This is a genomic window from Butyricicoccus sp. (assembly GCF_050872565.1).
In the GTDB taxonomy this organism is placed as follows: Bacteria; Bacillota; Clostridia; order Oscillospirales; family Butyricicoccaceae; genus Butyricicoccus_A.
In genome coordinates, this window is the sequence record NZ_JBNMHC010000030.1 from 1 (window position 1) to 11699 (window position 11699).

At 53.6% G+C, this 11699-nt stretch carries 12 protein-coding genes; 1 reads left to right on the top strand and 11 read right to left on the bottom strand.

Features of this window, described 5'->3' with window-relative positions; genetic code table 11:
• Positions 1 to 288, top strand: a 288-nt coding sequence (locus tag ACR0P9_RS02585) for a LysR family transcriptional regulator substrate-binding protein (protein WP_432617290.1), incomplete at its 5' end; no start/stop codon positions are given.
• Between the two features lie 20 nt (positions 289 to 308).
• Here the strand turns inward: ACR0P9_RS02585 and ACR0P9_RS02590 are convergent.
• The 11 genes from ACR0P9_RS02590 to ACR0P9_RS02640 all read right to left on the bottom strand — a co-directional run.
• Positions 309 to 1019: an alpha/beta hydrolase gene (locus tag ACR0P9_RS02590; RefSeq protein ID WP_432617291.1), complete on the bottom strand. Its 711-nt coding sequence runs from the start codon at positions 1017 to 1019 to the stop codon at positions 309 to 311.
• Between the two features lie 565 nt (positions 1020 to 1584).
• Positions 1585 to 3390 (bottom strand): aspartate--tRNA ligase, encoded by a 1806-nt coding sequence (gene aspS / locus ACR0P9_RS02595; RefSeq protein WP_432617292.1) that lies wholly within the window; start codon positions 3388 to 3390, stop codon positions 1585 to 1587.
• 30 nt (positions 3391 to 3420) lie between these two features.
• Positions 3421 to 4686 (bottom strand): histidine--tRNA ligase, encoded by a 1266-nt coding sequence (gene hisS, locus ACR0P9_RS02600; protein WP_432617293.1) that lies wholly within the window; start codon positions 4684 to 4686, stop codon positions 3421 to 3423.
• A 125-nt stretch (positions 4687 to 4811) separates the two neighbouring features.
• Positions 4812 to 5222 (bottom strand): methylglyoxal synthase, encoded by a 411-nt coding sequence (gene mgsA, locus ACR0P9_RS02605; protein ID WP_216470039.1) that lies wholly within the window; start codon positions 5220 to 5222, stop codon positions 4812 to 4814.
• Positions 5223 to 5265: 43 nt separating this feature from the next.
• Positions 5266 to 6015: a septum site-determining protein MinD gene (minD, locus tag ACR0P9_RS02610; RefSeq protein WP_432617294.1), complete on the bottom strand. Its 750-nt coding sequence runs from the start codon at positions 6013 to 6015 to the stop codon at positions 5266 to 5268.
• Positions 6016 to 6147: 132 nt separating this feature from the next.
• Positions 6148 to 8238, bottom strand: coding sequence for a penicillin-binding transpeptidase domain-containing protein (locus ACR0P9_RS02615; protein WP_432617295.1), 2091 nt, complete (start codon positions 8236 to 8238; stop codon positions 6148 to 6150).
• Positions 8225 to 8782 carry a hypothetical protein gene (locus tag ACR0P9_RS02620; RefSeq protein WP_432617296.1) on the bottom strand — a complete coding sequence of 186 codons (558 nt, stop codon included), beginning with the start codon at positions 8780 to 8782 and terminating at the stop codon, positions 8225 to 8227. Before ACR0P9_RS02620 ends, ACR0P9_RS02615 begins: the two co-directional genes overlap by 14 nt.
• Before the next feature lie 11 nt (positions 8783 to 8793).
• Complete coding sequence (gene mreC, locus ACR0P9_RS02625) at positions 8794 to 9627, bottom strand: rod shape-determining protein MreC (protein WP_432617297.1); 834 nt, start codon at positions 9625 to 9627, stop codon at positions 8794 to 8796.
• Between the two features lie 27 nt (positions 9628 to 9654).
• Positions 9655 to 10260, bottom strand: a complete 606-nt coding sequence (locus ACR0P9_RS02630) for a Maf family protein (protein ID WP_432617298.1) — start codon at positions 10258 to 10260, stop codon at positions 9655 to 9657.
• A gap of 13 nt (positions 10261 to 10273) precedes the next feature.
• Entirely contained in the window at positions 10274 to 10726 is a 453-nt protein-coding gene (gene dut, locus ACR0P9_RS02635; RefSeq protein WP_432617299.1) for a dUTP diphosphatase, read from the bottom strand.
• Positions 10727 to 10729: 3 nt separating this feature from the next.
• On the bottom strand, positions 10730 to 11699 hold a 970-nt coding region (locus tag ACR0P9_RS02640), incomplete at its 5' end, for a DUF3656 domain-containing U32 family peptidase (RefSeq protein WP_432617300.1).

Below are 11699 nucleotides of genomic sequence, written 5' to 3' on the forward strand. Positions count from 1 at the left end.
CGCTTTGACCAGCTGTGTGCGCGGTATCAACTGCACCCAGACATTCGTCTGGAGCTAGATCAGCTGACCACATCGTATCAGGCAGCGTGCAGCGGTCTCGGTGCCGCTGTCATCAGTGAGACGATATTACATCACACCCAGCAGCCGGATTCTCTGTGCTATTTCCGCTTAGACGAGGATATTTCCACGCGCCGCGTATATTTTTACTGCCGAAGAAAAAAACACATCACCCGGGCAATGGAAGAATTTATTCGCATCAGTACAGAAATGACGCGCGCAGACCGATAAAAAAGAACCATTCTGTTGATTCAGAATGGTTCTTCTTCCAATAATTGTTCTTCTTGTTTGATTGGGTCGACTTCTAGTCCGCGAATGCGTGAACAGAACTGAAAAATATCACTGCACACAGCAAGCACGGTTCGGCTGCACAGCACATCATGTCCGCCCTCCGGATAATAGCGCAGGCTCTTGTCCGGCACATGCAACAGCTTAAACAGATGCTCTGCATTGGACGGATCACACACAGCGTCATCCCGCGTCTGCAGCACCAAGACCGGACACTGGACACAGCCAGCTCCCCGTTTTTTGGTTCGCTGAACCAACAGCTTGAGCTGATAGCGGGCAGGCAGGGCGCGCACGCCGCTCATTCTCGGCTGTAAATCCGATTGAAAAATTCGATTCCACAGGCGCGTCTGTCGTTCCGACGCGCAAGGGGTATTGACAAAAATACTGGCAGCAGGACCAAGATCCTGCATATGCAGCAACAGCACACCGCCCAGAGACAAGCCGACAAGAGCAACTCTCTGGTATCGTTTGCGCAGCGACAAATACTCCATTCGGACGCCATGCACCCAATGGTCTTTATCCAGCCGCAGATCCTCGTTTCCGGAAGGTGTGGTCAGGAATGTATCTATGCCGCTGTCGCACATATGGTCACGCAAAATGACACCGGCCTGACTGCCTGCACCAAATCCGCTGACAATCAGACAGCAGAAGTCGTTTTTGGTTTCGTTCGGCACGTTTTGCTTCCTCCACATACAAACAAGCCGCGTCGTGCGGCCTGCGTTCTTTTCACGCTTACCATTATAGCACTCGTTCTGCTGAAATGAAACGAACAATCTGTGAACAATTCAGCAACAGTTCGGTTACAAAAAATGCGTACTTTGAGACATTTTTGCATAATTTTTGTCGGTTTTTGAGAGAAAACAGCATTTGACAAACGAATCCGTTTTGCGTATACTGTAGATAGAAAAAACGGTGCGCCGCCTGTAGACGGTTGTTCCCTATGATTCATCTAGTGAAGATGACCACACAATTGGAACCTGGGCGGTCATTTTCTCTTGCTAATCATCCAGATGAACGTTGCAAAAGACACGAGGAATGTCAGGAGCTGAAATAAATCTCCATATGTAACCATCGTACCACCTCCCCTCTAAATAAGATCAGAGTTTTGGTGGGAACAACCGCCTACCGTAACGGCGACGCACGGAAAACAAAAGTTTTCCTATCTGATAGTAGCACACTATCATTTTATTTGCAAGAAGAAGCCTCTTCCCATCGGGAAGAGGCTTCTTTTGTCTATTCTCAGTTTTCTTCTTCGCTGTCCAGTGCGAGTGCCAGATGCAGCTCATCCAGCTGCTTCTGATCGACTGTAGACGGGCAAGCCGTCATCAGCTCAGATGCATTCTGTACCTTCGGGAAGGCAATCACATCGCGGATGGAATCCAGACCAGCCAGCAGCATACACAGACGATCCAGACCATACGCCAAGCCGCCGTGCGGAGGCGCACCGTACTTGAACGCAGTCAGCAGATGGCCAAAGCGCTCCTGTGCGTCTTCGTCCGAGAAGCCCAGAGCACGGAACATGCGTGCCTGTGTCTCGGTGGAGTGGATACGGATAGAACCGCCGCCCAGCTCACAGCCATTGAGGATAATGTCATATGCCTTAGCACGAACCTTTGCCGGATCGCTCTCCAGAATATCCAGATCCTCGTCCATCGGTGCAGTGAACGGATGATGCATTGCTACATAGCGATTCTCTTCTTCGCTGTACTCAAACTGCGGGAATTCAACAACCCACAGCAGCTTATAGTCATGCGGGTCAATCACGCCAAGACGCTTTGCCAGCTCGCAGCGCAGAGCACCCAGTGCAGTAACTGCGGTCTGCCAGTCGCTGTCAGCAACAACGAACAGCAGGTCGCCGTCCTTTGCCTGTGCCTTTGCCTTGATTGCCTCGATTTCCTCTTCAGACAGGAACTTAGCAAACGAAGAAGTCATCTTGCCGTCAGCTGCCAGCTTCATCCAAGCCAGACCCTTTGCACGGTAGGTCTTGACAAAGTCCTGCAGCTTGTCAATTTCCTTGCGCGGGAACTTGTCTGCGCCGCCGTTGATGTTAATCAGGCGAACAGTGCCGCCCTCTTCTACTGCGCCCTTGAATACCTTGAAGGAGCAGTCCTTTGCAATATCAGAAATATCTACGATTTCATAGCCAAAGCGCAGATCCGGCTTGTCGGAGCCGTACTTGTCCATGGCATCCTGCCACTTCATGCGCGGCAGCGGCAGCTGAATATCTACATCCAGCACTTCCTTGAACACGCGCTTGAGGAAGCCTTCATTGACAGCAATGACATCGTCCTGCTCAACAAAGGACATTTCCAAGTCGATCTGGGTAAACTCCGGCTGACGGTCAGCACGCAGGTCCTCATCGCGGAAGCAGCGCGTGATCTGCATATAGCGGTCAACGCCGGACAGCATGAGCAGCTGCTTGTACTGCTGCGGAGACTGCGGCAGGGCATAGAACTTGCCCGGATGTACACGGGACGGTACCAGATAGTCACGGGCACCTTCCGGCGTGGACTTTTGCAGCATCGGGGTCTCGATTTCCAAGAAGCCCTGCTCGTCAAAATAGTTGCGGGCGATCTGGGTCACGCGATGACGCAGAGCCAGATTGCGCTGCATGGACGGACGGCGCAGATCCAGATAGCGATACTTCAGACGCAGCTGGTCATTGACTTCCTTGTTGTCAGAAATCTCAAACGGCGTGGTCTCCGACTTGGACAGCACGCGAATATCGGTAACGGCGATTTCTACTTCGCCGGTCGGCATCTTCTTGTTGATGGCATTTGCATCGCGCAGAACAACCTTGCCGCGAATCGCCAGCACATACTCGGTGCGCACACCGAACGCAATGTCAAACAGATCTGCATTGACAGACTTATCAAATGTGCACTGAATGGTGCCTGTGCGGTCACGCAGCAGAAGGAACAGCACGCCGCCGTTGTCGCGAGTACGCTCGCACCAGCCGTTGACGGTTACTTCCTTTTCAGCATCCGCTGCACGCAGCTCGCCGCACCATACTGTGCGCTTCATGCCATGAATGGATGTATTCATAAAAAACCTCTTCCTTTTTATCTTGGATATTTATGCCATAACAACAGCGGCAATGGCCTCTGCTGTCAGTTGTGTCTCCGTCTGCTCGCCGGTCTCCATGTTCTTGACGCGCAGTACCTTGCTCTCCAGCTCACCATCACCGATAACGGCGGAGAAACGCGCACCGATACGGTCTGCATGTTTCATCTGGGCACGCAGTCCGCGGCCAACCAGATCGCGCTCTGCGGATACGCCGAGCTGACGCAGGTCATACACCAGCTTCTGTACCGGACGATCTGCCTCATCGCCCAGCGGAGCCAGATAAATATCCGTATGCGGCGGCTCCGGGAACGGTGCGCCGACAGCTTCCATCACCATAATCAGACGCTCCAAGCCGCAGCCAAAGCCCATGCCCGGGGTCGGCTGACCGCCCAGCTGAGAAATCAGACCATCGTAACGGCCGCCGCCGCAGATGGTACCTTGTGCGCCGATATTGGTGGAAACAAATTCAAATACTGTCTTGGTGTAGTAGTCCAGACCGCGCACAATATTGGTGTCGATCTCGTACTCAATACCCATATCATCCAGATAGGTCTTGACCTTTTCAAAGTGCTCGCGGCAGTCATCACACAGATAATCCAGCGCAATCGGTGCATCTGCTGCAACCTTCTTGCAGGACTCCTGCTTGCAGTCGAGAATACGCATCGGGTTGCGATCCAGACGGTTCAAACAGTCCTCACACAGGCAGTCCTTGTGCTGGTTCAGATAGCCCTTGAGCATGTCATAGTACTTCGGGCGGCAGTTCGGACAGCCAATCGAGTTGATGTGTACCTTTACCTCGGTGATGCCCAGACGCTTGAGCGCGGTATCTGCCAGAGAGATGATCTCTGCGTCAGTTGCCGGTGTCGGTGCACCGAAACATTCTACGCCAAACTGATGATGCTCGCGCAGACGACCCTTCTGCACGTTCTCATAGCGATAGTTCGGCACAATATAATAGCCCTTGAACGGCAGACCCTTGGCATACAGGGAGTTCTCCAGATACGCGCGTACTGTAGATGCTGTGCCTTCCGGACGCAGGGTGACAGAGCGGCCGCCCTTGTCGGTAAACGTGTACATTTCCTTCTGTACAACGTCTGTCGTGTCGCCGATACCGCGGTTAAACAGCTCTGTGTGCTCAAAATTCGGGAAACGAATTTCCTCAAAACCATACTCCATCGCAATGGTGCGCAGTACGCCTTCCACGTAATGCCATTTGTATACCTCGGACGGTACAATATCCTTGGTGCCCTTCGGGGCTTTGATGAGTTCAGCCATAAATGGTTATTCCTTTCCGGCAAGCGGCTCACGTGCCGCCGCCCTTTGTTTCTGCTGCGAACAAATCACAGTGACGAAAAACAGGCGGTCTGGGAAACCGCCTGATTCTTTTTTCTTTTGTCGCCTTATCTCTTCGGCTTCGGGTTGACGATGTCGCGCCAATCCAGATCGCCGCGATCCAGACCAAGAACCAGCATTTCCGCCGTCGCAACGTTGGTTGCAATCGGAATATTATGCATGTCACACAGTCGGATCAGGGAATGCAGATCCGGCTCGTACTCGCTGTTGGAGTTCGGATCACGGAAGAACAGCACCATATCAATCTCGTTGTAGGACACGCGGGCACTAATCTGCTGCTCGCCGCCCTGCATACCAGCAAGATACCGTTCAATCTTCAGACCGGTAGCATCTGCCACCAGCTTACCTGTCGTTCCTGTCGCGCAAAGATTATGCTTGGACAGAATGCCACAGTAGGCCATACAGAACTGGATCATCAGTTCCTTTCTTTTATCATGTGCAATCAATGCGATATTCAAGTTCAGACACCCTCCTTACCGGTCTTTCGCTGCAATAGTTTCTTTATAAACGCATCAGCGGTACTTCTTCGCCATCCAGCCGCCGCGCTATGTTTTGATAGGCAGCTGCTGCACTTCTCGCCTTGTCCGACTGTACCGGTTTACCGGCACCCGCCGCAACGGATACGGCTTCGTCCTCCGGCACAATGCCGAGCAGGCACAGTCCTGTTGCGTCCATCGCGTCGTCCACCGTTCCAATCGCGCCTCTGCGGATGAGTCTTCTGCGAATGCGGTTGACAACCAGACGAACCTGCATCACGCCGTCGTCTTCCAATACCCGCGCCATGCGCTCTGCGCCGCGCAGACTGCCGCTGCCGCCGCAGGTGATGATAATCGCCTCATCTGCCACAGCGGCAAATGCGTGAAATTCTTCCGCCAGCCCCGCCGGTCCATCAATGAGAATGTAATCAAAATTCTCCTCATTTGCCTGACGCGCCAGCAAACGCATTCCGTCTGCCGTCAGCGCGCCGGACGCAAGCGGCTCCGCCGGTGCGGTGAGCAGGAAGAGCTTTTCCAGATCCGGATGATGTGCGGCAGCTTCCGTCAGCGGAATCATGCCGGACGCGACGTCTGCAAAGCTGAACACCACGCGGTCGCTCATACCAAGCACAATGTCTAGGTTGCGCAGACCGGAATCCCCGTCCACAACGAGAACCTTATGATCCCGCTTTGCCAGCGCTGCTCCAACGCCTGCTGCCAGAGAGGTTTTGCCTGTTCCTCCCTTGCCGGATGCAATAACAATGATTTTTGTCATAACGCCTCCTGCTAATCAATAAAATTATATACCAAATCCATGTTTTGCACAAGTGTTTTCTCTTATCTTTTTTGACATTTGTTACAATCGCTGTGCGCTTGCGAGATGCAAGCGCACAGTTTTTTGCCTTTGTTATGCGATGACATCGTAAGCGCCGACATCCTTGGTGCCTGTCGATCCGTCCGATGTGCCATTCTCTCCGTTTTTGTCGGAGTAGAAGTACGCATCATAGATGTCGCGGACAACCGGTGCTACATTGTTACCGGAATCGCCGCCCTCAATGACAACGCAGACCGCAATCTGCGGATCTTTATACGGCGCATACGAGATAAAGATACCGTTGTCCAGCTTGGTACCGGAAATCTGCGCGGTACCGGACTTACCGGCAACTTTAATGGAGTAGTTCGCAAATACCGACGATGCTGTACCGTCTTCACCGGTAACCTTCGCCATACCTTGCTGAACTAGCTTCCACGTGCTGTCCTTCGCCTCAATCTTGTTGCGTACGTTTGCTTCCTGGGTGTAAACCGTATCGGAATAGTCATACGCCTTGACGGAACGCAGCAGATGTGCTTCATACTGGGTGCCATTGTTCGCAATCGCCGCACAGTAGTTGGCCAGCTGCAGCGGCGTAAAGGCATTGTCGCCCTGTCCGATTGCCGTCTGAATGCTGTCTGCTCCACTCCAATCGCGCAGCGACGAATCATTCTTCTGTGCTTCTGCACGCTCGGTCGGACCTGCGGCTCTGCCCTTCTTTTCACCGGACAGCTCCAGGCCCGTATACTCGCCGAGTCCAAATGCCTTCGCATACTTCTCCAGATTTTCACCGCCAACCAAACGGCCGGTTTCAAAGAAGAAGTAGTTACAAGAATCTTCCAGTGCATCCGTGACATCTTCCCAGCCATGGCCGCGGCCGGTCTTGTTGTAGATCCAGCACTTCGGGTGATAGCCCTTGAAGTAGGTGTAAATACCCGTGTCATAAATGCGCGTGTCGGCAGTAATCTTTCCGGTTTCCAGACCGGCAACCGCCGTAACCGGCTTAAATGTCGAGCCCGGTGCATAGGTACCGGCAATCGAACGATTGAGCAGCGGTGTCAGCTTATTGGCTGCCAGCTTTTCATAGTCCTTGTTAAAGGTCGCCAGATTATACGTCGGATAATTCGCCAGCGCAAGAATTTCGCCGTTGCGAACGTCTACCACGACAGCCGCGCCGCCCTTGGCGCCGCTGATGCTCTGGCAGCGCTGTGCCAGCGACTGCTCGGCAACCTTTTGCAGGTTCGCATCAATGGTCAAGATAACGTTGTTGCCGGACTTAGCTTCCTTGGTCTCTTCCTCGCTCACGACGTTGCCGCGGGCATCGGTCTGAATGGCACGCTCGCCGTCTGTGCCGCGCAGATATTCTTCAAATGCCTGCTCCGCACCGGTCTTGCCGACCTGCGCATTCATCGAGTAACCACTGTCTTTATACTTGTCCCAGTCCTCTGCAAAGATCGGACCGGTGTATCCCAAGATATTGGCAGCGACATCGCTCACGACTTCGCGCTCTGCGGAGGTTTCCACCTCTACACCGGCATATTTTTCCTGTTGTTCGCTGATGCGCACAACAAGATCCATCGAAATGTCGGTTGCCAAGGTAAACGAATTGTACATGGAGAACTGTTCCTGCTCCATCTGATAGCGAATGCCGACGATTTTCCGCGCGTCCATCGCGCCCAGACTGCCATCCACTTCGTACAGCGTGCGCAGATTGCTCATAATTGCATCTGCGTCCAGATTTTTTCCCCACTTCTGCTTGGCGCAGAACTTCTGCAAGCTCTTATAGTCGGAGGAATCCTCGTCCTTGGTAAACGCAAACGAGCCGCGTCTGCCGCTGGAAATCGGCAGCGTGTCATTGATCTCCGCGCCTTCATCCGCATCAATCAAATTGACGAGCTTCAAAATGCGGTCATTCTGTCCGTCCTTTTCCCAGAACGCATAGGTAATGCACAGTTTGTATACGGTTTTGTTGGACACCAGCGTCTCGCCGTTTCTGTCCAAAATATCGCCGCGCGATGCCGGAATCGTATTCGTATAGGTATACAGCTGGCTCGCCTTGCTGGCATATTCATCGCCATGAATGACCTGCAGCGAAAACAAATTTGCCGCAACGATCAAGCCGCACAGCAAACCACCCGCCGTAAGCACAGTCAGTCGATTTAACAGTTTTTTCTTATGCCGATCCATCGCTGTCTCCTTCCGTCAGCTGCTCCACCGCAATCGCCGCGCGCTTGGTCTGTCCGCTGATTGCGCGAACAATGCGCAGGACAATCGGGCTGAGAATCAGCGCAAGAATGATTTGCAGGCCGGTTCTGATGATGAGCAGCCATGTATTCATATTGCCAAACTGGAAGCTGAACAGATAGCGGATTGCCGCCAGTGCGGCAATCATGCCTGTTACGCCAAGCATCGTACCGAGCAGCGGATGATTGCGAAACCGGTTGAGACCCAGCTGTCCGCAGGCAATACCGCAGATCAGATAGTACAGCGGATACAGGCCTTCTGCACCGGTTCCCGCCACATCATACAGCAGACCGGCAAACAAGCCGCACGCAAGACCCGCGCCGGAGCCCATCACGACGCCGACCGCTGCGACAAGAATCGGCAGCAAATCGATGTGCACACTGAAAATCGAGATCCGCACGCCCAGACTGCTCTGCACGACATAAGCGAGTGCAAGCAGCAACATGCAGCACACAACGCGCACCGCAAAATGCAGTTTATGTTTCATGCTGTGCCTCCTCAGTCTGCGTTGGTTGTTTTTGTGTCCGTAATAATATACACGTTCGTCAGCTCGGAAAGCTTAATCATCGGCGCGATAATCGCATAGTTAGACATGCCGTCGCTCTCGGTCTTGATGCTCTCCACGGTACCGATGGTCAATCCCTTCGGGAAATAGCCGCCGCTGCCGCTCGTCGTGACCGAATCACCGACGACAACATCTGCGCCCTTGCTCAGATAGCTGACTTTGAGTTTTCCATCGCTCATCAGCTGGTAATCGCCCTCTGCCACGCCGATTTCACCGGTTCTTGTGACAAGCGCACCTGCCGACATGTTTTTATCAATAATAGTTGTCACCTGCGCGGTGTGATCGGTCAGCTCACTGATGTAGCCCACCATACCCTGTGAGGTAACGACACAGTCATGCTTTTCCAAGCCGTCCTTGCTTCCGGCATCAATGGTCAAAACGCTCGACCACTCGTCCAGTGTGCGGCCGATGACCTGCGCCTGTTCATAGTTGAACGCGGTGTTTCGTTCGGATACGCCGAGCATGGATTTCAGCTCTTTGTTTTCCTCTACATCTGCTTGTGCAGACTCCAATTTCTTGGTGAGATCCGTCACCTGCTTTTTGAGCGAGTCATTTTCCGCCTTCAGCTCGTCATAGCTGTGGAATCGATTGTATGTATCCGCCACACCGACAGCCGCATGAGTAATGCCGCGCTCTGCCGGCATCAGCACGCCGCCTAACGTGCGCGAAATAATGCTGTCTTTCTTAGCAGCTCCCGTAAAGACCGTCAACACCAGACAAAGGATTACGGCAATGACCGCAACAGGAAACCATCTGGTATGAACCATGGCTCTCCAATTTTTTCGCAAATTCGATCAACCTTTCTGTTTTTCCACACCGGCATCGACGCCGACCTGCCACAGCATTTCATGCAGCATACAAATCGGCAATCCCATGACACCATAATAATCTCCGTCAATGCCTGCAACAAACAAGCCGCCCATGCCTTGAATGCCATAGGCTCCCGCTTTATCCATCGGTTCGCCGGTCGCTGTATAGGCTTCTGCCTCACCCTCGCGCAGTGTTCGGAACGTCACATCTGTCACAGAAACCTGTGTCAGCTCGCGTTCCGGTGTTTTGACGCACACGGCCGTCATCACCTGATGGGTTCTTCCGGACAGCTGACGCAGCATTCGCACGGCGTCCGCTTCGTCCTTTGGCTTGCCCAAAATTACATCGTCACACACAACAATGGTGTCCGATGCAATAATCAATGCCTGCGGGTCGCTGCTTTGCGCTACCGCCTGTGCTTTGCGCTGTGCCAGACAGGCGACATTTTGCTTGGGCGTAAATCCCGGCGTCAAACTCTCATCCGCATGGGCGGGACAGACCTGAAACTCCGAGAAGATCCGAGTGAGCAATTCCTTTCGGCGCGGAGACTGAGAGGCAAGAATCACCGGCTGGAATCGAGATTCCATCATTCGGTCTGCCTCCTTATCGTCCGGTCGAACCAAAACCGCCGCTGCCGCGCTCGGTTTCCGACAAATCGTCCGCTTCTACCGCGGTGAACTGTGCAACCGGCAGGATGCACAGCTGCGCAATGCGCTCGTCCGGCTTGATCGTATAGGCTTCATTTGACAGATTGACCAAGCCAACGGAAATCTCTCCGCGGTAATCGCTGTCAATGACGCCGACGCTGTTGGACAGCGTCAGGCCGTGTTTGACTGCCAGACCGCTGCGCGCAAACACAAACGCACCATACGAAGCATCCGGCAGCTCAATGGCAAGACCGGTCGGAATGAGCGCGCGTCCCATCGGCGGAATGGTCAGTTCTTCATCAATATTGGCGTGCAGATCTGCACCTGCCGCACCGTTTGTCGCATGTTTCGGAAGCTGCGCGAGCTTTCCCTTCGGGGAAGGCATACGACGAAATCGTATTGTCATCATTGGTTATTCTACTCCTCTGCGGTATAATCCGCGGGTCATCGGGACGCCGAAATCCGGCGTCTGTCCGTCTATCACACGGCGCGCAATCTCTGTCGCCTGCCGTGGGCTTTCGTCAGAAAACAGCAGACGCGCATACGTCACACCGGTTCTCTGATATTCTTCTGGATCTAAAAACAGCGGCTGAGAATTATACAGGGTGTTTCGGCAATGCTCCTCGCGGAACACAGGGAATTTGGCACCCATGCGATCGGTCAGATAATAGGCACCCTTGGCGCAAATACCGTGTCCATCGCGGCGGCAGCCGCCTTTTTTGCCTGTCATCATGCAGTTTTCCGTGATCATCAGCGGCAGTCGGCCGCACACAATCAGCTCAGTATCCATCGGCTTCTGCATGTCACGAATCTGCGGCAGACGCAGTTCATAGGATATAGTCTGCCGTGACACACCGATCTGACGCAGAGTCTCCATCGCTTCACTGTTCCATGCATTGAGTCCAAAATCGCCAAACGCCGTCATGCCGCACGCTTGTACCAGCTTTGGCTGCGCGATATTGCCGCACAGAGCAGCTGTACAACCCATCTGTTTGCACTGTTCCAGCTGACGCATCACCTGTTTTTGCTCTCTGTCCCAAATAATGCGCGGCAGCACCGGAACGAGAACACATCCACGCGCAAGCAGCTCGCGCGTGCGCGCTTCGTTTTGTACCAGCTCACGTACCGGAACATAAATCGTCTCCACAGGCAGCTGTGCCATGGCATCGGTCAGCTGCTTGAGCTGCCGCACCTGTATGGTATAGCCGCGGAATGCGCCGCGATTTGTCGCATTCGCCGCTTGTCTCTCGGTCTCGCGCAGCGGCGGCAGGATCATTCTCTGCTGTGTCAGCTGCTCCAACGCCTGTCGGCGCATGTCATTGAGCACGCGCGCCGGAATGCGCAGCCCGCCATCCAGCTGTATATCCATAATTTGTACGGTA

Excerpts from the sequence above, each read along its gene's own strand:
- ACR0P9_RS02615 (WP_432617295.1), bottom strand. The coding sequence starts at position 8,238 with ATGGATCGGCATAAGAAAAAACTGTTAAATCGACTGACTGTGCTTACG.
- mreC (WP_432617297.1), bottom strand. The coding sequence starts at position 9,627 with ATGGTTCATACCAGATGGTTTCCTGTTGCGGTCATTGCCGTAATCCTT.
- minD (WP_432617294.1), bottom strand. The coding sequence starts at position 6,015 with ATGACAAAAATCATTGTTATTGCATCCGGCAAGGGAGGAACAGGCAAA.
- hisS (WP_432617293.1), bottom strand. The coding sequence starts at position 4,686 with ATGGCTGAACTCATCAAAGCCCCGAAGGGCACCAAGGATATTGTACCG.
- dut (WP_432617299.1), bottom strand. The coding sequence starts at position 10,726 with ATGATGACAATACGATTTCGTCGTATGCCTTCCCCGAAGGGAAAGCTC.
- ACR0P9_RS02630 (WP_432617298.1), bottom strand. The coding sequence starts at position 10,260 with ATGATGGAATCTCGATTCCAGCCGGTGATTCTTGCCTCTCAGTCTCCG.
- ACR0P9_RS02620 (WP_432617296.1), bottom strand. The coding sequence starts at position 8,782 with ATGAAACATAAACTGCATTTTGCGGTGCGCGTTGTGTGCTGCATGTTG.
- aspS (WP_432617292.1), bottom strand. The coding sequence starts at position 3,390 with ATGAATACATCCATTCATGGCATGAAGCGCACAGTATGGTGCGGCGAG.